21 protein-coding genes and 1 tRNA gene are annotated in these 22,040 nt (G+C 66.1%); 14 read left to right on the forward strand and 8 right to left on the reverse strand.

Features of this window, described 5'->3' with window-relative positions:
• Position 1 precedes the first annotated feature (1 nt).
• Genes ntrC through dusB form a run of 3 tightly spaced genes read right to left on the reverse strand, consistent with a single transcriptional unit; the run spans position 2 to position 3,497 of the window.
• Entirely contained in the window at positions 2-1,456 is a 1,455-nt protein-coding gene (gene ntrC, locus BKY59_RS05790) for a nitrogen regulation protein NR(I) (RefSeq protein ID WP_076069396.1), read from the reverse strand.
• Positions 1,453-2,499, reverse strand: coding sequence for a two-component system sensor histidine kinase NtrB (locus tag BKY59_RS05795; RefSeq protein WP_240499972.1), 1,047 nt, complete (start codon positions 2,497-2,499; stop codon positions 1,453-1,455). The genes ntrC and BKY59_RS05795 overlap by 4 nt, the downstream gene beginning before the upstream one ends.
• Positions 2,496-3,497, reverse strand: coding sequence for a tRNA dihydrouridine synthase DusB (gene dusB / locus BKY59_RS05800; protein ID WP_076069398.1), 1,002 nt, complete (start codon positions 3,495-3,497; stop codon positions 2,496-2,498). The genes BKY59_RS05795 and dusB overlap by 4 nt, the downstream gene beginning before the upstream one ends.
• A gap of 93 nt (positions 3,498-3,590) precedes the next feature.
• Here dusB and BKY59_RS05805 point away from each other — a divergent pair, with 93 nt between their 5' ends.
• From BKY59_RS05805 to BKY59_RS05815, 3 genes are read left to right on the forward strand one after another with little or no spacing between them, the layout of a single operon-like run.
• Positions 3,591-4,727: a bifunctional 2-C-methyl-D-erythritol 4-phosphate cytidylyltransferase/2-C-methyl-D-erythritol 2,4-cyclodiphosphate synthase gene (locus BKY59_RS05805; RefSeq protein ID WP_420822077.1), complete on the forward strand. Its 1,137-nt coding sequence runs from the start codon at positions 3,591-3,593 to the stop codon at positions 4,725-4,727.
• Positions 4,728-5,252, forward strand: a complete 525-nt coding sequence (locus BKY59_RS05810; protein WP_129586213.1) for a hypothetical protein — start codon at positions 4,728-4,730, stop codon at positions 5,250-5,252.
• 1 nt (position 5,253) lies between these two features.
• On the forward strand, positions 5,254-5,775 hold the full coding sequence (locus BKY59_RS05815) for a CinA family protein (protein ID WP_076069403.1): 522 nt from the start codon (positions 5,254-5,256) through the stop codon (positions 5,773-5,775).
• On the opposite strand, the gene BKY59_RS05820 is transcribed toward BKY59_RS05815, so the two are convergent.
• Together BKY59_RS05820 and lipA are read right to left on the reverse strand one after the other, a co-directional pair.
• A complete protein-coding gene (locus BKY59_RS05820; protein ID WP_076069404.1) occupies positions 5,718-6,197 on the reverse strand; it encodes a type II toxin-antitoxin system RatA family toxin in 480 nt (159 codons plus the stop codon). The genes BKY59_RS05815 and BKY59_RS05820 overlap by 58 nt on opposite strands.
• Positions 6,197-7,129 carry a lipoyl synthase gene (lipA, locus tag BKY59_RS05825; protein ID WP_206362017.1) on the reverse strand — a complete coding sequence of 311 codons (933 nt, stop codon included), beginning with the start codon at positions 7,127-7,129 and terminating at the stop codon, positions 6,197-6,199. The genes BKY59_RS05820 and lipA overlap by 1 nt, the downstream gene beginning before the upstream one ends.
• A 65-nt stretch (positions 7,130-7,194) precedes the next feature.
• On the opposite strand from lipA, the gene BKY59_RS05830 reads away from it, so the two are divergent.
• Positions 7,195-7,827 carry a carbonic anhydrase gene (locus BKY59_RS05830; RefSeq protein ID WP_076069406.1) on the forward strand — a complete coding sequence of 211 codons (633 nt, stop codon included), beginning with the start codon at positions 7,195-7,197 and terminating at the stop codon, positions 7,825-7,827.
• A gap of 20 nt (positions 7,828-7,847) precedes the next feature.
• Positions 7,848-8,720 carry a DMT family transporter gene (locus BKY59_RS05835; protein WP_240499973.1) on the forward strand — a complete coding sequence of 291 codons (873 nt, stop codon included), beginning with the start codon at positions 7,848-7,850 and terminating at the stop codon, positions 8,718-8,720.
• 103 nt (positions 8,721-8,823) lie between these two features.
• Here the strand turns inward: BKY59_RS05835 and ettA are convergent, their stop codons facing one another.
• Complete coding sequence (gene ettA, locus BKY59_RS05840) at positions 8,824-10,503, reverse strand: energy-dependent translational throttle protein EttA (RefSeq protein WP_076069409.1); 1,680 nt, start codon at positions 10,501-10,503, stop codon at positions 8,824-8,826.
• Between the two features lie 103 nt (positions 10,504-10,606).
• On the opposite strand from ettA, the gene BKY59_RS05845 reads away from it, so the two are divergent.
• Entirely contained in the window at positions 10,607-12,010 is a 1,404-nt protein-coding gene (locus BKY59_RS05845) for a M28 family peptidase (RefSeq protein WP_076069412.1), read from the forward strand.
• An 8-nt stretch (positions 12,011-12,018) separates the two neighbouring features.
• Complete coding sequence (locus BKY59_RS05850; protein WP_076069415.1) at positions 12,019-12,516, forward strand: GNAT family N-acetyltransferase; 498 nt, start codon at positions 12,019-12,021, stop codon at positions 12,514-12,516.
• A 6-nt stretch (positions 12,517-12,522) separates the two neighbouring features.
• On the opposite strand, the gene BKY59_RS05855 is transcribed toward BKY59_RS05850, so the two are convergent.
• Together BKY59_RS05855 and BKY59_RS05860 are read right to left on the reverse strand one after the other, a co-directional pair.
• Positions 12,523-13,806, reverse strand: a complete 1,284-nt coding sequence (locus BKY59_RS05855) for a glycoside hydrolase family 130 protein (RefSeq protein ID WP_206362018.1) — start codon at positions 13,804-13,806, stop codon at positions 12,523-12,525.
• Positions 13,807-13,843: 37 nt separating this feature from the next.
• A complete protein-coding gene (locus BKY59_RS05860; protein WP_076069416.1) occupies positions 13,844-16,132 on the reverse strand; it encodes a glycosyltransferase family 4 protein in 2,289 nt (762 codons plus the stop codon).
• 234 nt (positions 16,133-16,366) lie between these two features.
• On the opposite strand from BKY59_RS05860, the gene BKY59_RS05865 reads away from it, so the two are divergent.
• The 7 genes from BKY59_RS05865 (at position 16,367) to yghU (ending at position 22,020) form a co-directional block, all read left to right on the forward strand.
• On the forward strand, positions 16,367-16,636 hold the full coding sequence (locus tag BKY59_RS05865) for a hypothetical protein (RefSeq protein WP_076069418.1): 270 nt from the start codon (positions 16,367-16,369) through the stop codon (positions 16,634-16,636).
• A gap of 113 nt (positions 16,637-16,749) precedes the next feature.
• Positions 16,750-18,291 carry a cysteine--tRNA ligase gene (gene cysS / locus BKY59_RS05870; protein WP_076069419.1) on the forward strand — a complete coding sequence of 514 codons (1,542 nt, stop codon included), beginning with the start codon at positions 16,750-16,752 and terminating at the stop codon, positions 18,289-18,291.
• 86 nt (positions 18,292-18,377) lie between these two features.
• Positions 18,378-19,751: a class II 3-deoxy-7-phosphoheptulonate synthase gene (locus BKY59_RS05875; RefSeq protein WP_076069774.1), complete on the forward strand. Its 1,374-nt coding sequence runs from the start codon at positions 18,378-18,380 to the stop codon at positions 19,749-19,751.
• A gap of 68 nt (positions 19,752-19,819) precedes the next feature.
• Positions 19,820-19,894 (forward strand) — tRNA-Glu (locus tag BKY59_RS05880).
• A 277-nt stretch (positions 19,895-20,171) separates the two neighbouring features.
• On the forward strand, positions 20,172-20,531 hold the full coding sequence (locus BKY59_RS05885) for a hypothetical protein (protein WP_129586214.1): 360 nt from the start codon (positions 20,172-20,174) through the stop codon (positions 20,529-20,531).
• Between the two features lie 65 nt (positions 20,532-20,596).
• Positions 20,597-20,935, forward strand: a complete 339-nt coding sequence (locus BKY59_RS05890) for a hypothetical protein (protein ID WP_076069422.1) — start codon at positions 20,597-20,599, stop codon at positions 20,933-20,935.
• A gap of 212 nt (positions 20,936-21,147) precedes the next feature.
• Entirely contained in the window at positions 21,148-22,020 is an 873-nt protein-coding gene (yghU, locus tag BKY59_RS05895; protein ID WP_076069424.1) for a glutathione-dependent disulfide-bond oxidoreductase, read from the forward strand.
• The last annotated feature ends 20 nt before the right edge of the window (positions 22,021-22,040 follow it).

Raw genomic sequence — 22,040 nt, forward strand, 5'->3', positions numbered from 1 at the left:
ATCACCCGTCCGGCGTGCCTTCGGTCCGCCGCAGGTCCGCCGCCTCGATGCCGAGCGAAACCAGCTTCTTGCGCAACGTGTTGCGATTGATGCCGAGCATCCGGGCGGCGCGCAGCTGGTTCCCGCGCGCGGCCACCAGCACATGCCGCAGCAACGGCCCCTCGAACGCCGGGAGCAGGCGATCGTACAGTCCGTCCGGAATCGCTGCCGCGCCGTTCCGGAACCACCCGGCCATCCACTGATCGACGACATCCGCCAACGCGCCGTCGCCGTCCGCCGCCCGTTCCATTTGTCGGGTATCACCGCCCAGTTCCGCGTCCAGCAGCGCGGCGTCGATGACGTCGGCGCGCGCCAGCACCGCGGTCCGGCGCATGACATTTTCCAGTTCGCGGACATTGCCGGGCCAGTCGTGCAGCAGCAGGCGTGCACAGGCCTCGTTGCTCAGCCGCTTGCGCGGCAGCCCTTCCACTGCCGCTCGGTCGAGAAAATGCCGTGCAAGGTCAATGATATCAGCTCCACGCTGACGAAGCGGTGGCAAGCGAACTGGGACGACGTTCAGGCGGTAATAGAGGTCCTCGCGGAACCGCCCGTCCGCAATGAGGGCAGTCAGGTCCTTGTGGGTCGCCGCGATCACGCGGACGTCCGCCACAATCTGCCGCGTGCCGCCGACGGTCGTGAACGCGCCGGCCTGCAACACGCGAAGCAACCGGGTCTGTGCGTCGATCGGCATGTCGCCGATCTCGTCCAGGAACAGCGTGCCGCCCTGCGCCTGTTCGAACCGGCCGATGCTACGCTGTGCAGCGCCGGTGAACGCGCCGCGCTCATGCCCGAACAACTCGCTTTCGATCAGGTCGCGCGGGATTGCCGCCATGTTGATCGCCACGAACGGCCGGGCGGCGCGTGGCCCCAGATCGTGGATCGCCTGCGCGACCAGTTCCTTGCCGGTGCCGCTTTCGCCCAGCACCAGCACCGTCAGGTCGTTGGCGACGACGCGGGCGATGGTGCGGTACACATCCTGCATCGCCGGCGATCGGCCGATCAGCGGCAGGCCATCGGTGACCGCGTCGCCCTCCGGCCCCGCCGGTTCGCGTCGGCCGATCGCCAACGCCGCATCGACCGATCGGCATAATTCGCCCAGATCGAAGGGCTTGGGCAGATAATCGAAGGCACCTTCTTCGGTCGCGCGGACCGCGGTGGTCAGCGTATTCTGCGCGGACATCACGATGGCCGGCATGCCGGGACGCAGCGCGATTAGGCCGGCGAGCATGTCGAGGCCATTGCCGTCCGGCAGAATGACGTCGGTCACCAGCACGTCCGGCGCGAACGCCGGAATGCGCGTGCGTGCCGCGGCCAAGGTCGCGGCGAGTTCGACGACATGGCCGGCGCGGTGCAGCGCCTCGCGCACGACGGTGCGGATCGCGGCGTCGTCGTCGACCACCAGGATGCGCCCGGTCATGCGCGCCCCCCGACCCGCGGCAGCAGCAGCCGCACGACCGTCCGCACCGGATTGCCTTCGCGCCTATATTCCACGACCGCGCCATGATCGCCGATCAGCTTGTCGACCAGGGCCAGCCCGAGGCCGCTGCCGCTGCGTTTGGACGTGACGAACGGTTCGAACAGGTGGTCGGCGATATCATCCGGCGCGCCGGGTCCATCGTCGATCACGCAGACCTCGATGGGCAGGGCAAGCGGTGCGTCGGCATGGATACGCTTCGTCAGGCCCGACCGGTATCCGGTCCGCAGCACGATCTCACCCGACTGCGCGTCGACCGCCTCGACCGCGTTCTTGATGAGGTTCACGAATATCTGGACCAGCGCGTCGCGGTCGCCCAGCACCGGGGGCAGCGACGGATCGTAGGATTCGCGTATCGTGACGTTTCCGGCGAACCCCTGCACCGCCACGTCGCGGGCATGCGCCAGAATGGCATGGATGTTCTGCGGCGTACGGACCAGCGGTCGGGAGTCGGTGAAGCCTTCCATCCGATCGATCAACCGTGCGATGCGGTCGACCTCGTCACGGATCAGCCGGGTCAGCGGCGCGGTCTCGTCATCCGCGCGGTCGAGCAACTGCGCCGCCCCGCGAATGGCGGACAACGGGTTCTTGATCTCGTGCGCCAGCATCGCAGCCGCTGCCGTCGCGCTGCGTTGTCCGCCATCGCGTCGCCCGCCGATCGGTCCGGGACTGCGCGGATGAAGCGTCAGCACGCGCCAGCCCGCCTCGATCGCCAGTGGCGCGGCCATGACGTCGGCCACCACCCGCCGCCCGCCGGGCAAGGTCAAAACCTGGTCATACGCGGCATAAGGCGCCGCGACCGGCGCACCGGTCGGGCCGGGGCCGATCAGGTCGTCGATCCGACGACCGACCAGGATATGGCGCGACAGGTTGAACAGCGTCTCGCAGGCCGGGTTGGCTTCCCGGACCCGATCGTCCCCGTCGATCGCCAGGCTGGGCGTCGGTCCGGCGGCGAACAGGGCGGCACCGGTCGGCGGCCCGGTCACGCCGCCGCGCGGCAAAGCCAGGGTTCGTAGAACCGTTCGAGCATGGCGAGCACGATCTTCGGATCGGGCTGCTGGTTCGCGCGGTTGCGGAACTCGGCGGATCCGTCCAGCCCCTTGGTGTACCAACCGATATGCTTGCGCGCCATGTTCACGCCGATCTCGGTGCCATAATGATCGAGCATCGCATGATAATGCCCGACGATCATGGCATATTGTTCCGCGATGGACGGGTCGGCGCGCCGTTCGCCGGTGGCCAGATACCGCATGACCTGCGACAGCAGCCAGGGCCGTCCATAGGCCCCGCGCCCGATCATCACCCCGTCCGCGCCGGACTGTTCCAGCGCGGCGATGGCGTCGTCGATGCTGTTGATGTCGCCATTGGCGATCACCGGGATCGACACCGCGTCCTTCACCCGCCGTATGAACTTCCAGTCGGCGGTGCCCTTGTACATCTGATTGCGCGTGCGACCGTGGACGGTCACCATTTTCACGCCCAGGTCCTCCGCGATGCGCGCCAGTTCGGGCGCGTTCAGGCTGTCATGGTCCCACCCCATTCGCATCTTCAGCGTTACCGGCACGTCGACCGCCTTCACCGTCGCGTCAATGATCGCCGCCGCATTGACCAGGTCGCGCATCAGCGCGGAGCCCGCATCGCCGTTGACGATCTTGCGGACCGGGCAACCCATGTTGATGTCGATGATTGCTGCACCGCGATCCTGGTTCAGCTTGGCCGCCTCCGCCATTTCGCGCGCGGTGCAGCCCGCCAGCTGCATCGACACCGGCTCTTCCACCGGGTTCCACGCCGCCTTCTGCAGCGACTGGCGCGTCTCACGGATCATCGCTTGGCTGGCGATCATTTCCGTGACGTTTAGGCCCGATCCGTAGCGCCGCACGATCCGCCGGAACGGCAGGTCGGTGACGCCCGTCATGGGGGCGAGGATGACGGGGTTCTCGATCCGCACGGGACCGATGTCGATCGGGGACAACATCGCAGGCATCTCAGCGATATGCCCGAAAATGAGGCAGTGCGCCAGATGGATAACCCGCTGGCGGGCGGCTCCCGCCTCCGCTAGGCACGCGCCATGGATCACATGCGTACCGTCGCCCTGATCGTCGCCGCCGGATCGGGCATCCGGATGGGCGGTGACGGCCCCAAACAATATGCCATGCTCGGCGGCCGGACCGTCCTGGCGCACGCCATCGACGCGTTCCTGAGCCATCCCGGCATCGATGCGGTGCAGGTCGTGATCGGGGACGGACAGCAGGCCGTCTATGAGGACGCGATCGGTGACCGCCCCCTGCCCCCGCCCGTCATCGGCGGCGCAACCCGGCGGGCGTCCGTCGCGGCTGGGCTGGCGGCGATCGGCGGGGATCGCGTGCTGATTCACGATGCGGCCCGGCCGGTCGTGCCGGCGGCGGTTATCGACCGGCTGCTAACAGCGCTGGATACGGCGGACGGCGCGGTACCGGTCCTGCCGGTTGCCGATACGCTCGCGATGGGCGGCGACGCGCTGGGCGATGTCGTGCCCCGCGCCGGCCTGGTGCGCGTCCAGACGCCGCAGGCGTTCCGGACCGCCGCGATCGTCGCGGCCCATGCCGCCTGGGACGCTGCGGTCGAGGCGACCGACGATGCGCAGATGCTGCGCGCCGCGGGCGGCCCCGTGGCGATCGTCGATGGCGACGCGGCGCTCGACAAGCTGACCCACCAGCGGGACCTGACGGATGCCCGCGCGCGAATGATGGTGGTGCGGGTCGGATCCGGGTTCGACGTCCATGCCTTCGCGCCCGGTGATCATGTCATCCTGGGCGGGGTCGTGGTGCCGCACGCTTTCCGGCTGATGGGGCACAGCGACGCCGACGTCGTGCTGCACACCATTACCGATGCGATCCTGGGCGCGATCGGCGACGGCGATATCGGCGACCATTTTCCACCCAGTGATCCGCAGTGGCGCGGCGCATCGTCCGACCGGTTCCTGGTCCACGCGCGGGATCTGATGGCGGCGCGCGGCGGCATCCTGGATCATGTCGACGTGACCATCATCTGCGAGGCGCCGAAGGTCGGGCCGCACCGCGCCGCGATCCGCACCAGCATCGCACGGCTGTTGCAGCTTCCCGAACGGCGGATTAGCGTGAAGGCGACGACGACCGAACGGCTCGGCTTTACCGGTCGTGGTGAGGGGATCGCGGCACAGGCCGTGGCGACCGTTCGACTGCCGGAGGACGAATAGATGCGTTCCAGTTGCCCGGCGACCCTTGCGGCCATTGCGATCACGCTGTCTATCACTCCGGCGATGGCGCAGTCGGCCGACTGCCTGACCGAGGCGGAAGCGCGTTCGGTCGTCGCCTACGCACTCCCCGCGGCGATCGAGGCGACCGCCGCGCGCTGCCGCCCGGCCTTGCCCGCATCCGCCTGGCTCAATCGCGGTGCGGCCGGGATGGCCGCGCGCTATCGCCGGGACGGTGGCGGCAATCCCGCGGCCGCGCTTGCAGTGATCGAGAAACTGTCGGGACAGTCGGTCCCCGACATGCTGGATCCGTCGACGCTCACCACAGTCGTCGAACAGCTGATCGCCGACCGGATCGGCACCGCGGTCGCGACGCGCGACTGCACCGCGATCAGCCGAATCGCGGAACAGATCAGCCCGCTGCCGATCGGGAACGTTGCTTCCCTGCTGGTTGCGCTGGTCCAGCTGGATCGCGGCACAGCATCGCGGACCGGTATCCGCATCTGCCCCACCGCCGGAGCACGCTGACATGCCCGATACCCTGTTGCCTGCCGAGCTGGTCGCTGCCGCCCGCCGCGTCGTGGACGCGAACCTGGCGCTTGGCCGTCGGATCACGGTTGCCGAAAGCTGCACCGGCGGGCTGGTCTCGGCCGCACTGACCGAGATCCCCGGATCATCCGCCGTTTTCGAGGCGGGGTTCGTGACTTACGGCGATACCGCGAAGGTGGACCTGCTCGGCATCAGCAGCGAGGTCGTCGAAACATTCGGTGCGGTTTCGATCGCGGTCGGATGGGCGATGGCGCGTGGTGCGCTCGCACGGAGCAAGGCGGACGTCGCGGTCGCGATCACCGGCATCGCCGGTCCGGACGGCGGGAGCGCGAAGAAGCCGGTCGGCACCGTCGTGTTCGCCCGTGCCGACCGGGACAGCGACCCGGACGAGGTCACCGCGGACATGCGGCATTTCGCCGACAATGGCCGCGCCGGCATCCGGCTTCATGCGGCGTTGTGCGCGCTCGAACTGCTCATGCCGGGTGCCACGCTCGACCCGTAAAGCGCCGCCGCCCGTTCCTCGAACGCACCGATCATCTTGCGCAGCGCGCGCTCGAACACCTGGCCCGCAATCGCCTCGAAGATTCGCGACCGGAATGCGAAATCGACCTTGAAGTCGATCAGCGTTCCGCCCTTTCCATCCGGCCGGAACGTCCAGTCGTTCAGCAGATGTTCGAGCGGCCCGTCGACATATTCGACGCTGATCCGCTCGGCCCGGGTCTTCGTGACGCGCGACGTGAATGATTCGCGCAACGCCTTGAACCCGACGACCAGGTCGGCCACCATCTCCGTCTCGCTGTTCGACCGGACACGCACCGCTACAACCCATGGCAGGAACTCACGGTATCGCGCGACATCTGCCACAAGATCGAACATCTGTTCCGGACTGTACGGCAGGTGCCGCGTCTCGCTGTGTCGGGGCATCAGCGGCGGGCCAGCTGCGCCTCGCGCGCGGTGCGCAGTTTCGCGAAATCGTCGCCGGCGTGATAGCTCGACCGGGTCAGCGGGCTAGCCGCGACGAGCAGGAAGCCCTTGGCCCGCGCGATCGATGCGTAGGCGTTGAACGTGACCGGCGGCACGAACTCGGCCACCTTCGCATGCTTCGGCGTCGGTTGCAGATACTGCCCCATGGTCAGGAAATCGATGCCGGCGGATCGCATGTCGTCCATCACCTGATGGATCTCCAGCCGCTCCTCACCCAGGCCCACCATCACGCCGGACTTGGTGAAGATCGACGGATCGAGCCGCTTCACCTGTTCCAGCAGCCGCAACGAGGCATAATAGCGCGCGCCGGGCCGAATGGTCGGATAGAGCCGCGGCACGGTTTCGAGATTGTGGTTGTAGACGTCAGGCCGCGCCGCGACGATCGCCTCGATCGCGCTGTCCGCCTTGTTGCGGAAATCCGGAGTCAGGATCTCGATCGTCGTGCCCGGCGTAGTGCGCCGCAACGCCTCGATCACCTTGACGAACTGGCTCGCCCCGCCGTCGGGCAGGTCGTCGCGATCGACCGACGTCACCACGATATGCTGCAGCCCCATCTGCGCTGCGGCGTCCGCGACGTTCTGCGGCTCCATCCGGTCCACCGCGCGGGGCATGCCGGTCTTCACGTTGCAGAATGCACAGGCCCGGGTGCAGGTATCGCCCAGGATCATGACGGTCGCGTGCTTCTTGCTCCAGCATTCGCCGATGTTAGGGCATGCCGCCTCTTCGCAGACGGTGGTCAGGCTTTTCGAGCGCATCAGCGCGCGCGTGGCGGCCACCACCGCGCCGGTTGGCGCCTTGACCCGGATCCAGTCCGGCTTGCGGACGCGGGCGGGGGTTGCAACGTCGGCGGAGTTCGGCACCATCTGGTTCATAGGACGTTAGATAGCGCCTATGGGGTGGTTTGCCACCCCTCGACGGTCATCGACAGGAGCATATCATGGATGGAATCACTCCCCTCATCGACGGCTATCGCCGTTTCAAGGCGACCGGCTGGGATACGCAGCTGGAACGCTGGGAAACGCTGGCCAAGGGGCAAAGCCCCAAGATCATGATCATTGCCTGTTCCGACAGCCGCGTCGATCCGGCGACGATCTTCGATGTCGCGCCCGGCCAGACCTTCGTGGTCCGCAACGTCGCGGCGCTGGTGCCGCCCTACGAAACCGGCGGCGGTTTTCACGGCGTTTCCTCCGCGGTCGAGTTTGCGGTGACGCAGCTTGAAGTGACCGACGTGCTGGTGCTGGGCCACGCGTCCTGCGGTGGATGCAAGGCAGCGCTGAGCCGTACGTTCGAAGGATCGGAACATGGCAAGGGTGCCTTCATCGATTCCTGGATCTCGATGCTGGCCGAGACGCGCGACGACGTGATCGCCGACATGGGCACCAGCGACGATGCGGTGCGGGAGATGGAGCATCGCGCAGTCGGGGTGAGCCTCGACAATCTGCGGACCTTCCCCTTCGTGCAGGAACGGCTGGATGACGGGCGGCTGAAGCTACACGGCGCGTGGTTCGGCATTGCCGAAGGTGACCTGCTCGTCCGCGATCCGGAAACCGGAGCGTTCAACCCGGCATGATCCTATCGGAACGGGAGGATGTGGCACCACGTCGCTTCCTCCCGGAACTGGTGCTCGTCGGCATCACGATCCTGTGGGGCGGGACCTTCCTGATCACCAAGATCGGCCTTGGCGACAGCGGACCACTCTTCTTCGTTGGCGTCCGGTTCGCCGTCGCTGCGCTATTGGTCGCAGTCCTGTCACCCGGAATATGGCGGGGTTTGTCGGTATCCGAACTGTTCGGGTCGGTGCTGATCGGCAGCACGATGATCGCCGGCTACGCTTTGCAGACGACCGGGCTGCAATCTATTCCAAGCAGCACGTCGGCCTTCCTGACCGCGCTCTACGTTCCGTTCGTGCCGCTCCTGCAACTCCTGCTGTTTCGCCGCGTGCCGCGAACGATGGTCTGGGTCGGCATTGCCATGGCATTTGGCGGGCTTATCCTGTTGGCCGGGCCGGCGACCGTGGCGACGCTGACCCTCGGGCACGGCGAACTGTTGAGCGTCCGGTCCGCACTCGCCTTCTCGTTCCAGATCCTGTTGATCGGACGGTTCGCGCGCCGCGGTAACCCACGCCGTGCGGCCTTTATCCAACTGGCGACCCTGGCGCTGGGCAGTTTTGCGCTGATGCCAGCGACGGGGGAACAGCTGCCTGTCTTCACGCCGACGCTGCTGGCCTGCGGGGTGGGGCTGGGGATCGCCAGCGCCGTGATACAGGTCGCGATGAACTGGGGACAGGCGCGTGTCTCGCCCGCCCGCGCGACGCTGATCTACGCTGCCGAACCGGTCTATGCCGGGCTGATCGGCTGGACTGCGGGCGAGCGGTTCACCGATCTCGGACTGATCGGCGCCGGGCTGATCGTCAGCAGTGTCGTGGTGAGCGAGTTGCGGATCGGGCGGAAGGGAGCAGCGTAGGGCGGCTTGCGCTCGAAGCCGCCCGTTACCGTAACGGAACCCCGGCTCTCGCCGGGGTGACGTTGTGGCTTGATCGAACCGATCGAACGGCCCGCGCGCACGATCAGCGGGTCAGCTTCTTGTAAGCAAGCCGCGTCGGACGGTCGGCGGCATCGCCAAGTCGGCGCTTCTTGTCCTCCTCGTACGATTCGAAATTGCCTTCGAACCATTCGACGTGGCTGTCGCCCTCGAACGCCAGGATGTGCGTGGCGAGTCGATCGAGGAAGAAGCGGTCATGGCTGATGACCACCGCGCAGCCGGCAAAGCTCTCGAGCGCCTCCTCCAGCGCGCGCAGCGTTTCGACGTCGAGATCGTTGGTTGGCTCGTCGAGCAGCAGGACGTTGCCCCCCTCCTTGAGCATCTTCGCCATGTGGACGCGGTTGCGCTCACCGCCCGACAGCTGGCCGACCTTCTTCTGCTGGTCGCCGCCCTTGAAGTTGAACGCGCCGACATAGGCCCGCGTCGCCACGTCATGCTTGCCGAAGGTGAATCGGTCGAGCCCGTCCGAAATCTCCTCCCAGACATTCTTGTTTGGGTTCAGGTGATCGCGGCTCTGGTCGACATAGCCCAGCTTCACGGTGGACCCGATGTTGATCTCGCCGCCGTCGGGCTGTTCCTGACCGGTGATCAGCTTGAACAGCGTCGTCTTGCCGGCGCCGTTCGGCCCGATGATACCGACGATCCCGCCGGGCGGCAGGTTGAAGTCGAGATTTTCGAACAGCAGCTTGTCGCCGAAGCTCTTGGTCAGGCCTTTGGCCTCGATCACGTTGCCGCCCAGCCGCTGCGGGATCTGGATAAGGATCTGCGCGGCACCCGGCCGACGGTCATTCTGCTTCTCGACCAGTTCGTCGAACGCGCGGATGCGCGCCTTGGACTTGGTCTGGCGCGCCTTCGGGCTCTGCCGGATCCACTGGAGTTCGTGCTGGATCGCCTTCTGGCGGCCCTCCTCCTCGCGGTCCTCCTGCGCCATGCGGGTGGCCTTGTTCTCCAGCCATGCCGAGTAGTTGCCCTCGAACGGCAGGCCGCGCCCGCGGTCGATCTCCAGCACCCAGCCGACGACATTGTCGAGGAAGTAGCGATCGTGGGTCACCAGGATGACGTTGCCTGCATATTCCTTCAGATGATTCTCCAGCCAGCCGACGCTCTCCGCATCGAGATGGTTGGTCGGCTCGTCGAGCAGCAGGATTTCCGGCTTCCACAGCAGCAGCTTGCACAGCGCGACGCGACGCCGCTCACCCCCGGACAGCGTCGTGACGTCCGCATCGCCCGGCGGGCAACGCAACGCCTCCATCGCGATCTCCAGCTGGTTGTCGAGCGTCCAGCCGTCGACCGCGTCGATCTTCTCCTGCAACTCGCCCATCTCGGCCAGCAGCGCGTCGAAATCGCAATCCTCGGGCGGGTCGCCCATGATGTTGCTGATCTCGTTGAACCGGTCGACCAGGTCGGCGGTGGCACGCACGCCGTCCATCACATTGCCGCGGACGTCCTTCTCGGGATCCAGCTGCGGTTCCTGGCTGAGATAGCCGACGCGGAAATTCTCGGCGGCCCATGCCTCGCCGACATAGTCCTTGTCGTACCCCGCCATGATCTTCATCAGCGTCGACTTGCCCGCGCCGTTCACGCCGATGATGGCGATCTTGGTGCCCGGCAGGAACTGCAGGTGGATGTTGTTGAGCACCGGCTTCGGCGCGCCGGGGAAGGTCTTGGTCAGACCTTTCATCACATAGCTGTATTGAACGGCCATCTGGCGCGGTCTCCGATAACATATGGCTGGCAAAATCAGGTCGCGATGTAAGGGGTCGCCGCGCCGTTGGCAAACACGCGCATGGCGGATAGGCATTCGCACCATGAAGACGTTTCCCATCGCGCTGCTGTGCGCCGCCGCCCTTCCCGCAACCGCCGGCGCGCAGCCCCGGTCGCTCGACCCGGTCGCCGCGCTGCGCCAGGTTGCAGCGCTGCGGGATGCGGCGCTGACCGACGACGTGGCCTATGCCATCACCGAGGGACTGACGACCGAGGTGGGCCAGCGACTGGCGGGCACCGATGCGGAGGCCCGCGCCCGCGATTGGGGCGTCGCGCGGCTGAAGGCGCTGGGGTTCCGCAACGTCCATATCGAGACGTACGACATGCCGGTCTGGGTACGCGGCGAGGAACGCGGCGAGATCCTCAGCCCCTTCCCACAGAAGCTCAGCCTGACCGCGCTTGGCAACAGCGGCGCCACCCCGCCCGCCGGGCTGGACGCGGAGATCGTCGCCTTCCCGTCGATCGAGGCGTTGCGCGCGGCGGATCCAGCGGCGGTGCGCGGGCGTATCGTCTACCTGACCCACGCGATGCTGCCGACGCAGGACGGATCGAGCTACGGCGCGTCCGGCATCGTCCGGCGTCAGGGGCCGACGGTCGCATCGCAGAAGGGGGCGGCCGCCATCGTCATCCGCTCGATCGGCACGGACCACCACCGGACCCCGCATACCGGCGTGCAGATGTTCGCGGACGGTGCCGCGCCCATCCCGGCGGCGGCACTCAGCATCCCGGACGCCGAACAGCTCGACCGTATCCTGAAGCGCGGTCGCCCGGTGCGGATGCGACTGCTTCTGACCCCGCGCCAGACGGGGATGCGCCAGTCGGGCAACGTCGTTGCCGAAGTGCCGGGCCGCGACCCGAAGGCCGGCATCGTCGTGGTGGGCGGCCATCTCGACAGCTGGGACCTGGGCACTGGCGCGATCGACGACGCGACCGGCATCGCGATCACCACCGCGGCGGCCAAGCGCGTCATGGACGCCGGCCGGCCGCTCCGCACGATCCGCGTCGTGTGGTTCGGCGCGGAGGAGGTCGGCGCGTTCGGCGGCATCGCCTATGCCAAGGCGCATGCCGGCGAGAAGCATGTCCTGATGGCGGAGTCGGATTTCGGCGCCGATCGCGTCTGGAAATTCGATACGAAGGTCGCCCCCGGCGCACTGCCCGTCATGGACCGGATCGCCACCGCGCTGGCGCCGCTCGGCATCGCGCGTGGCGACAACCTGGCATCCGGCGGATCGGACATCACACCGCTGGCCGCGACCGGCATCCCCATCGTCAGCCTGCGGCAGGACGGCACGCGCTATTTCGACCTGCACCACACGCCGGACGACACGCTCGACAAGGTCGATCCCATTCAGCTGCGCCAGAATGTCGCGGCGTGGACCACCATGCTCGCGGTGGTCGCCAACGATCCGACCGAGCTGGGCCCGGTCGAGAAAGGCGGCGCGGAGTAGCACCCGCCATGATCGCATCGCCGATCGGTCTGCGCGCCGCGGTCGGCGACGATCGCCCTGCCTTGATCGATCTCTTGCGTCGATCATGGCTGCGGACTTGGGCACCGGAACTGCCGTTCGACGCGGTTCGGCTATTCGTCGAACAGGATCCGGTCACCGGCTATGTCGAGACGCATTTGCCGGGGTTCAGCGTCGCGATCCGCGCCCAATCGATCGTCGGTGTGCTGCACATCGTCGGTGACACGATTGAATCGATCGAGGTCGATCCTCGCGCGGCACGGTCGGGGATCGGAACCGTCCTGCTGGCCCATGGCGAGGATCAGATCGCCCGGTCGCACGATCAAGGCCGGCTCGAAGTGCGCGCCTTCAATCGAGACGCGCTCGCCTTCTACCGCCATCACGGCTGGATCGAAATGGCGCGCTACACCGCCAGCGAATGCGGCGCGCAGGTCGAGACGATCGCGCTCGTCAAAGCTGTCGTCCGTCGCGATCCCGCAAACCGGTAGCGCGCTTCAGTCCGCGCGCATCCCCGCGAGCAGGTTCGGGATCGAGACCCAGGCGAACGCTACCGAACTGTCGGCCACGCCGTACGGCACAAACAGCATGTCGTCCTGCTTCAATGCGCCGCAGGTGTAGACCACGTTGGGGACATAGCCCTCGCGGTCCTCGTTGGGAGACAGGATCGGCTGCGACGTGCGGCCGAGGACCTTCGACGGATCGTCCTTGTCCAGCAGGACCGCGCCGATCGAATATTTACGCATCGCGCCCACGCCGTGGGTCAGCAGCAGCCAGCCCTCGTCGAGTTCGATCGGCGATCCGCAATTGCCGATCTGCACCATCTCCCACGGGTAATGCGGGGTCAGCAACAACTCGCCCTCACCCCAGGTGTCGATCGTCTTCGACCGGAGGAGGTACAGATTCTCGCCGTCCTGCCGACCGATCATCATATATTCGCCGCCCACCTTGCGCGGGAACAGCGCCATGCCCTTGTTCCGCGCCGCCGGCCCGCTCATCGGCTGGAAGATGAAGCTGCGGAAATCCTGGGTGCGGAGCAGTTCGGACCGGATCGTCGAACCGGAATAGGCGGTGTAAGTCCCGATCCATTCCACCGCGCCGTCCTCATGCGTGAACTGGACAAGCCGGAGGTCCTCGAGGCCGTTCCGCTGCGCCTCCGTGATCGGGAACAGCACCGTGCCCGACAGCGAACTGTCATGGTGACGATGCACCTCGACCGCGCCGCGATCGAGTTCGCGCGCCGTGTCGGCCGCAGTGGCGAACGGCGGCTCCGGCATCAGTTCGAAATTGGCACCCGGCCCCAATATGCCTTCGCGGAACGCGACCGAGGAGATGTGCCCCTCCCCCACCGCGCGCAGCGACATGGCGATCCGGATCGCGCCGCCGCTCAGCCCGGTCTGGTCGGGGTGAGGGATGATGCTTGGGTTCATCAGCGCGGCGGCCGCATAGCTGTATTCGTGGCAGAAATAGGCACCGATCAGCTGGCGCTTGGCATGTGGGATCGTGGCGCCGTCCAGGCTCAGCGCGCGCTCGATTGCCGCGTAGCGCAGGTCGAACACGTTGCGCGTCTGCCAGTGGCGCGCCTCGAAATCGCGCAGCACGAGATCCAGTTCGGCCTCGGTCGCGACCGGGTCCAGTGCCAGCACGGCATCGACGATACGCCTGACCCGTCCCGGCCGGCCCGCAACCTTGCCGGCCTCGATCGGAATATGGAATGGCCGGACAACGACGCGGGACGGATCCGCCGCCAGCTTCAGCGGGGCGTGTATGACATCGATCACTGGCGTCCGTACCTTTCACGACGCGGACGCCGACGAGCTAGGAGGCCTGGCTCGTCCGATCGTCTGCGGACTGGGCGGGCTCCACCGCCAGCGACGCCATGGCGCAACAGGCGAACTGGAAAGCCAGCACCGATTCGGCTCCCTGATTAAGGTTCACCCGGTCACTCATCAATCCGTCAAAGCAGCCACCGTCCGAAATCGATGCGATCGGGATGCCGACATCGTTCGCGCCGAGATACCAGCGATAGGCGCGGAGAGCGGCGTCACGCCAAGGCTCCGCACCGGTCACGCGATAGGCGGTCAACGCCGCATCGATCGTGGCCCAAGCCTCCAGCGGCTGCTGATCGAACCGCAACGGCCCCTGATATTCGCGACCAAAGCTTTCGGTGCCGACAGCACGGAAGTTCCCGTCCGGCCCGGTGTGGACCTCTTCCAGCCATGTCATCGCTGCAAGCCCATCGGCCAGCCAGCCGGCATTACCGGTGCGTGCACCGGCCCGGATCATCGCTTCGGGCAGACGGGCATTGTCATATCCCAGCACCGCTTCGAACCACACCCAGTCCCCCCGTCGCGCATCTGCCAGCCGGCGTGCCAGCTTGTCCCCGAAATATTTTACCAGTCGCTGTGCAACCGCATGACTGGGGTGGACGTCGAGGATCGCGTCGGCACCCAGCAATGCGAACGCCCAGGTCCGCGGGCTGCCGAGTTCCATCGCATAAGGTGCCACCTGATCAAAGAGGTGCAACGCCCAGCGTCGCATGTCCGCCTTGCGTGCCCGCGCCGCCGTGTCGCCGATCGACCAGAGCGAACGGCCGAAACTATCCTCTGACCCGACGCTTTCGAGCCAGCTGCGATCGAATCCCATGAAATTGCGAAAACGCCCCGTTTCGCCGTTCCAGGCATGCTGAACGAACGAGGCATAGACAGTCGCAAGCTGGTCTGCGCGGTCGGCCGCCGGTCCGTCGATCCGGTGCATCAGCATCAGCGCGCGGCAATTGTCATCGACGCAATAGCCATGGTCGCGGTCCGGCACCGCGAAGATCGAATGCTGGATCATTCCGCAGCCATCGGTAATGCGTTCCACCCCGGCCAGGTTCGGTGCGATCGTCGGCAGGTCCGCGGCCGGCCGCTTGACCATCCGTACCGGCTGACGTTCAACGGCGGCGTGCATGATCGCCATGTAGCGGTGGGCCGCGGTTTCCCACGTCATGCCGCGCCCGATGGCATAGGCCCGCTCGGCGACTGTGCGCATCCGGGCGGGGTCCGCGAACAGCGCGTTGATCGCCTGCGCAAAGGCGTCGCTGTCGCCGAACGCCGCCAGGATACCCGTACCGTCGGAAAGCAGTTCGCTGGCATGCCAGTAGGGCGTCGACACGACCGGCTTGCCGAGGCTCACCGCATAGGCGAGCGTACCCGACGTGATCTGCGCTTCGTTGAGGTAGGGCGTGACGTAGATGTCTGCCGCTTCTACATAGTCGAGCAACAGTTCCTGTTCCAGGAAACCATCCACGAACTGAATATTGTCGATTACGCCCAGCTCGTCGGCCAGCGCGCGGAGTCCGTCGCGATACGCCTCGCCCTCCCGCGCCACCAGATGCGGATGCGTCGCGCCCAGGATGACGTAAAGTGCGGACGGGTTCTGCGCCACGATCGCCGGCAGCGCGCGCAACATCGTCTCGATCCCCTTGTTGGGGGACAGCAGACCGAACGTCATCAGGACCTTGCGCCCGTCGAACCCGAACCGCGTCTTCTTCGCGGCCCCTTCCCCAAATGGTCGGTCGGGAACGCCGTGCGGCACGACGGCGATCGCGTCGCGCGACAGCCCATGGACGCGTTCAAGGATATCGCGGCCCTTCTCGGCCATCACGATCAGCTTGGATGCGCGACGAGCAAGCGCCTCGATGACCGCGCGCTGTTCGACGTTGGGCGTTTCAAGCACCGTATGGAGGACCACGATGACCGGAACGCTTACCCGGTCGAGCAGCGTCAGCAGGTTGGCGCCGGCCGGGCCACCGAAGATACCATATTCGTGCTGCACCATCACGACCTGCGCACCGCTCTCGTCGATCAGGCGGGCGGCAGCGCGATAGTCAGCGATATCGTCCTGCCCGATGGCGGCGACGACCGACCCGGCATAGTCATGCGACGCCCCGACATCGTTCATCGCATACACGTCGACCGTCAGATCGGGGAAGGCGGCACGCATCGCCAGCGCCGTGTCGCGCGAAAAGGTCGCGATGCCGCACAGCCGTGGCGGGTGATTGCCCACGATTGCGATGCGGTCGATCCGAACGTCTGGTTTCGGCACGCTTCTGTCGGTCACCATGGGTGTCTACCTTGTCATGTACGCAGTGCCGACGGACGCACCCCGCGGCTGTTGATGAGGGAACGTATCGTGCCCCGCTAGGTTGCACGTCGTTCATCCAGCCGCAACAAATGCGACGAATCGCGCGGCATTCCAGCTATTTCTACGTTGACGGAAGAGATGACGTCGCTACAGACGGATGGGGGGACGGCATTCGGGCCGGCCCTTCCGTTTGCCTTTCTTGGAGCAGCACATATGAAGAAGCTCAGCTTCGTCGTCGCCGCCGGCCTGATGTCTCTGGCCGCCTGCACGAACAATACTCCGGCCGAAAATGCCGCCGAGAACGTTGCGGACTCGATGGAGAACACCGCCGACGCCCTCGAAGACCAGGCCGACAACGCGACGAACGAGTCGACCGAAGCCGCTCTCGAGAATGCTGCTGACAACATGTCTGCGGCTGCCGACAACGTCGAAGACGCCGTCGACAACGGTGCCGTTGCTGCGAACGCCGCAAACGCGATGTAATCGTGGCTGCTCCGGTCCTCGGACCGGAGCAGACGGTTTGAAGGCGGGTGGTCCATTGCGGACCCCCGCCTTTTTCTTTGCCCGCCGCCCGGCGCTGCGCCTATGGACGGCGGATGACGCCCCCTGCCCCACTGACCCCATCTGCCCCGCTGGTCCTGTTCAACAGCATGACGCGCGCCACCGCGCCGTTCTTGCCGATCGATCCCGACATGGTCCGGATCTATAGCTGCGGGCCGACCGTCTACAATTACGCGCATCTCGGCAACCTGCGCGCTTATGTCTTCACCGATACGCTCCGCCGCACGCTCAACTGGAAGGGCTATGCGGTCAATCACGTCGTCAACATCACCGACGTCGGCCATCTGACGTCGGATGCCGACGCGGGCGACGACAAGATGGAGGCCGCCGCGACCGCGGCCGGGCGCGACATTCACGAAGTCGCCGCCTTCTACACCGCGGCGTTCAAGGCCGATCTGGCCGCCCTCGCCATCCTGCCGCCGACGCTCTGGAGCGTCGCGACCGACCATGTTCAAGACATGATCGCCTTTGCCCGGACGATCGAGAGGCACGGTGCCGCCTACCGACTGGACGGCGGGCTTTATTTCGATACCGCCCGCGCGCCGGATTACGGTCTGCTCGCCGGCGCACGGCCGGACGAGACGGTCGCGCGGATCGATCCGGTCGCCGGCAAGCGCAACCCCGCCGATTTCGCGCTGTGGCGCACGTCGCCGCCGGATGCGAACCGACAGATGGAATGGCTGTCGCCCTGGGGCCCCGGCGCGCCCGGCTGGCACCTCGAATGTTCGGTCATGAGCCTGAAATATCTTGGCCGGCAGTTCGATATCCACACCGGCGGCATCGACCACCGCGAGATTCATCATGTCAACGAAATCGCACAGAATCAGGCGTTCACCTGCACCTCGGCGACCGGGGCCAATGTGTGGATGCACAATAATTTCCTGGTGGATCGCGGCGGCAAGATGTCGAAGTCGAAGGGTGGTTTCGCCACGCTCGCGTCGCTCGTCGATCGCGGTATCGCGCCGCTGGCCTACCGGCTGCTGTGCCTGTCGTCGCATTACCGGTCCGAACTGGAATTTTCGGTCGACAGCCTCGGGGCCGCGCTGACCCGGCTGAAACGGCTGGTATCGGCCGTATCCGCGCTGCGCGACCGGGCGACCGATACCGCCTGGCTGCGCGTGCTGGCCGAGTCCCGCGATACGCGCGGCGCCGCGACATCCTATCAGCGCTCGGTGATCGAGGAACCGCTGAGCAACGCCGCGCGCGTCTGGCTGGACCGGTTCGACGCCGCGATCGCCGCCGACCTGATGACGCCGCAGGCGCTGCCGGTGCTGGACGAGGCGATTTCCACCAAGGCGTTGTCCGCCGACGAACGGCTCCGGCTCGTCGCCAGCATGGATCTCGTCCTTGGTCTCGGGCTGGTCACGCTCGACCGGCGGGCGCTGTCCATCCGGCCGGTTACCGCCATGCTGGACGACGCACAGGTCGCAGCACTGATCGCCGACCGGGCGGCCGCCCGCGCCGCCCGCGACTTTGCCGAATCGGATAGGCTCCGCGATCGGCTGGCGGCAGGCGGCGTGGATGTCATGGACGGCGATCCGCTGGGCTGGGAATGGCGTCCGCTGCTGGGCGACTGACGGTTCCGCCGCTGCCCTCACCATTGCGGCTGTTGCGTTTGCGCGCCGACCGACGCAAGGAAATTACGAACTCACTGGATGAAGCGATGTCATTGAACTGGACCCCCGACAGCTGGAAACAGGCCGAAGCCCGTCAGCTTCCCACCTACGCCGATGCGGGCAGGCTGGCCGCGGCGGAGGCCGAACTCGGTCATTACCCGCCACTGGTGTTTGCGGGGGAGGCGCGCGACCTGACCGCGTCGCTGGCGCAGGTCGCGGCCGGCAAGGCATTCCTGCTGCAGGGTGGCGATTGCGCGGAAAGCTTCGCGGAATTCCATCCCAACTATATCCGCGATACGTTCCGCGTCATCCTGCAGATGGCGGTCGTGCTGACCTACGCGTCGAAGCTGCCGATCGTGAAGCTTGGCCGGATGGCCGGCCAGTTTGCCAAGCCACGCTCCACCGACATGGAGGAAATCGGCGGCGTTTCGCTGCCCAGCTACCGCGGCGACATCATCAACGACATCGGGTTCGAGGCGGCCGCGCGTGAACCCGACCCGCAGCGCATGATCCGCGCCTACAGCCAGTCGGCCGCGACATTGAACCTGCTGCGCGCGTTCAGCCAGGGCGGCTATGCGAACCTGCATCAGGTCCACGCCTGGACGCTCGACTTTATGGGCCGCAGCCCGTGGTCAGCACAGTATCAGGACGTCGCGGACCGGATCGGCGAGGCGCTGGACTTCATGGCGGCGTGCGGGATCAATCCTGAAACCGTGCCGCAGCTTAAGGGTACGCAGTTCTTCACCAGCCACGAGGCGCTGCTGCTGCCCTACGAACAGGCACTGACCCGGCAGGACAGCCTGACCGGCGACTATTACGGCCTGTCGGCACATTTCCTGTGGATCGGCGATCGGACCCGGTTCGAAGGGTCCGCGCATGTCGAATATCTGCGCGGCATCCACAACCCGATCGGCGTCAAATGCGGCCCCAGTCTCGATCCCGACGCGCTGCTCCGCATGCTCGATACGCTGGATCCGGCGCGCATCCCCGGCCGCATCACGCTCATCACACGCTACGGCCATGACAAGATCGAGAAGCACCTGCCCGCGCTCGTCCGCGCCATCCAGCGCGAGGGGCGGCCCGTCGTCTGGTCGTGCGATCCGATGCACGGCAACGTGGTGAAGGCTGCCAGCGGCTACAAGACGCGGCCGTTCGACCGCATCCTGGCCGAGGTGCGCGGCTTCTTCGCCGTCCACCGCGCCGAGGGAACCCATGGCGGCGGCATTCACGCGGAAATGACCGGCCAGAATGTGACCGAATGCACCGGCGGCGCGATCGACGTCACCGAACAAAGCCTCGGCGACCGGTATCATACGCATTGCGACCCGCGGTTGAACGCCGGCCAGTCGATCGAGCTCGCCTTCCTGCTGGCCGAGATGCTGAACGACGAGATGCGCATCCGCGAACGCGCCGCCGCCTGACGGCTTCGGTTTCGGACGGAAATGCTTGACGGACGCGGTGTCGCTTCATAGGAACGCGACACCGCTATGGCCCCTTCGTCTAGCGGTTAGGACGACGCCCTCTCACGGCGTAAGCACGAGTTCGATTCTCGTAGGGGTCACCATTTCAGGGCACGTAAGCGGAATGTCGCTGTGCTTGATAGGCGCCGGGAGTCGACATTTAACGGCATGAGACGTCTCGGCATGGAGACGCCGCTCGGTGGTTTCCCGACCTGCACGGGCTACTCCGGTGATGCAGCCTCGGATCACCGATCGGTTTTCAAGGCCTAGGCCGTTGCGAACCGAACCGCCTAGGCGCGCCCTCCGGCTCGAATATCAAGCGTAGACCCGCTACCATCAGATTCGGAACTGCGATCGAAGCGGGCATTAAGGGAACATCTCATGCGACAGTTGCACCTGCTATCGGCATGTCTCCTCGTATCGGCATGTGGCTTCGGCGCCGACGTGCCAACCGTCATAGACGGTAGCAGCGCAGAGGCGTTCGACCGAACCTTGAGCGCAGCGAAAGCCGATCTCGGCCCGCGCGACCGGCTCAAGTTCGAAGGCGCTCTTTCTGAGTTCAAGGCCCGGACTTTCGCCAAGGCGGACTCGCGGCAGGACTATCAACGCAAGCTGCGCGCCGGGTTGGACGGTTTGACGGCACCGCGTATCGTCAGCCAGTTCGATCGGGATGTAGGCCGGGTCGGCGATCGGGCCGCCGACGCCGTATTCGACGCCAAGCGCGTCCTGAACGGCAAATAGCGTATGGCCGGCGATGCGGTCGGCCCCGGCATCAGGCAACGTAATGAGAAACTCCAGGCAGACATATGGCCCGTAAGCCTTCGAAACATTCCGTGCAGGACGACATGCGACAGGGCGATGAAACCCCGACGCCTGCTGTATTCTGCTGGCTGTGCGGACGGCCCATCGGCAAGACGACCGTCTGGCACCACCCCGTCCCCAAGAGCCGCGGCGGCCGCGACGTCGTGCCGATGCATCCCATCTGTCAGCAGACGGTGATCGCCAATTTCACCAATTCCGAACTGCAACGGCATGGGCTGGATGTGGACGGCCTGCTGGCCAACCCGGCCGTGCGCAAGTTCGTCGACTGGGTCGCGAAGAAGGACCCGGATTTCACCGCCACCCAATCGAAGAAACAACGCTGATGGCACGTCAGGCGGAGTTTCGGTCCGTCACTTAAAACAACGCCTGTGACGGCGGGATCTGGAGCCGCTCTGTGCCGTGGGCAACTCCGGTCGTGCGGTCGGGTACAACGGGGCCGGGCGTCGACGGATGACGATGTCAGGATCTTTACGGCGGCCTTGGTGCCATCTGCCGCTGCCCGCGTTTCCAACCCCGGCTGCACCGGAGACCGATCATGAGCAAAGACCCTTACACGCCCCCCGCCGTCTGGACCTGGGATTCGGAAAGCGGCGGTCGCTTCGCAAGCATCAACCGGCCGACCGCCGGCCCCACGCACGACAAGCCCCGGCCGGTCGGCAAGCATCCGCTCCAGCTCTATTCGATGGGTACGCCCAATGGCGTCAAGGTCACCATCATGCTGGAGGAACTGCTCGCAGTAGGGCACGCGGATGCCGAGTACGACGCCTGGCTGATCCACATCGGTGATGGGGACCAGTTCGGCAGCGGCTTCGTCGAGGTGAATCCCAATTCCAAGATCCCGGCGCTGGTCGACCATAGCGGGGCCGAAACCGTGCGCGTGTTCGAGTCCGGCGCGATTTTGATGTATCTTGCGGAGAAATTCGGCGCCTTCCTGCCATCCGCGGGTCAGGCGCGTGCGGAATGCCTGTCCTGGCTGTTCTGGCAGATGGGTAGCGGACCATTCGTCGGTGGCGGCTTCGGACACTTCTATGCCTATGCGCCCGAAAAGATCGAATATGCGATCAATCGCTACGCCATGGAAACCAAACGGCAGCTCGACGTGCTCGACCGCAGACTGGCGGAAAACATGTTCGTTGCGGGTCCCGACTATACGATCGCCGACATGGCGATCTGGCCCTGGTACGGTCGGCTGGCGCAGGGCGAACTGTACGGCGCGGGCGAGTTTCTCCAGGTGCAGGCGTATCGCAACCTGCAACGCTGGACCGAGCAGGTCTCCACCCGTCCCGCCGTGCAACGCGGCCGCATGGTGAACCGGGTCACCGGTGCGCCGTCCAGCCAGCTTCACGAACGGCATGATGCCGCGGACTTCGATACGCGCACGCAGGACAAGCCGCAGCATAGGCAGTAGCGGCGCAGCGGCAGGCAGCG

Source organism: Sphingomonas montana, from assembly GCF_001956315.1.
Taxonomy (GTDB): domain Bacteria; phylum Pseudomonadota; class Alphaproteobacteria; order Sphingomonadales; family Sphingomonadaceae; genus Sphingomonas_R; species Sphingomonas_R montana.

What these genes read in the sequence shown, in the direction of transcription:
- ntrC (WP_076069396.1), bottom strand. Translation starts at nt 1,456, where the DNA reads ATGACCGGGCGCATCCTGGTGGTCGACGACGACGCCGCGATCCGCACC.
- dusB (WP_076069398.1), bottom strand. Translation starts at nt 3,497, where the DNA reads ATGCCTGCGATGTTGTCCCCGATCGACATCGGTCCCGTGCGGATCGAG.
- BKY59_RS05805 (WP_420822077.1), top strand. Translation starts at nt 3,591, where the DNA reads ATGCGTACCGTCGCCCTGATCGTCGCCGCCGGATCGGGCATCCGGATG.
- BKY59_RS05810 (WP_129586213.1), top strand. Translation starts at nt 4,728, where the DNA reads ATGCGTTCCAGTTGCCCGGCGACCCTTGCGGCCATTGCGATCACGCTG.
- BKY59_RS05815 (WP_076069403.1), top strand. Translation starts at nt 5,254, where the DNA reads ATGCCCGATACCCTGTTGCCTGCCGAGCTGGTCGCTGCCGCCCGCCGC.
- BKY59_RS05820 (WP_076069404.1), bottom strand. Translation starts at nt 6,197, where the DNA reads ATGCCCCGACACAGCGAGACGCGGCACCTGCCGTACAGTCCGGAACAG.
- lipA (WP_206362017.1), bottom strand. Translation starts at nt 7,129, where the DNA reads ATGAACCAGATGGTGCCGAACTCCGCCGACGTTGCAACCCCCGCCCGC.
- BKY59_RS05830 (WP_076069406.1), top strand. Translation starts at nt 7,195, where the DNA reads ATGGATGGAATCACTCCCCTCATCGACGGCTATCGCCGTTTCAAGGCG.
- ettA (WP_076069409.1), bottom strand. Translation starts at nt 10,503, where the DNA reads ATGGCCGTTCAATACAGCTATGTGATGAAAGGTCTGACCAAGACCTTC.
- BKY59_RS05845 (WP_076069412.1), top strand. Translation starts at nt 10,607, where the DNA reads ATGAAGACGTTTCCCATCGCGCTGCTGTGCGCCGCCGCCCTTCCCGCA.
- BKY59_RS05850 (WP_076069415.1), top strand. Translation starts at nt 12,019, where the DNA reads ATGATCGCATCGCCGATCGGTCTGCGCGCCGCGGTCGGCGACGATCGC.
- BKY59_RS05860 (WP_076069416.1), bottom strand. Translation starts at nt 16,132, where the DNA reads ATGGTGACCGACAGAAGCGTGCCGAAACCAGACGTTCGGATCGACCGC.
- BKY59_RS05865 (WP_076069418.1), top strand. Translation starts at nt 16,367, where the DNA reads ATGAAGAAGCTCAGCTTCGTCGTCGCCGCCGGCCTGATGTCTCTGGCC.
- cysS (WP_076069419.1), top strand. Translation starts at nt 16,750, where the DNA reads ATGACGCCCCCTGCCCCACTGACCCCATCTGCCCCGCTGGTCCTGTTC.
- BKY59_RS05875 (WP_076069774.1), top strand. Translation starts at nt 18,378, where the DNA reads ATGTCATTGAACTGGACCCCCGACAGCTGGAAACAGGCCGAAGCCCGT.
- BKY59_RS05885 (WP_129586214.1), top strand. Translation starts at nt 20,172, where the DNA reads ATGCGACAGTTGCACCTGCTATCGGCATGTCTCCTCGTATCGGCATGT.
- BKY59_RS05890 (WP_076069422.1), top strand. Translation starts at nt 20,597, where the DNA reads ATGGCCCGTAAGCCTTCGAAACATTCCGTGCAGGACGACATGCGACAG.
- yghU (WP_076069424.1), top strand. Translation starts at nt 21,148, where the DNA reads ATGAGCAAAGACCCTTACACGCCCCCCGCCGTCTGGACCTGGGATTCG.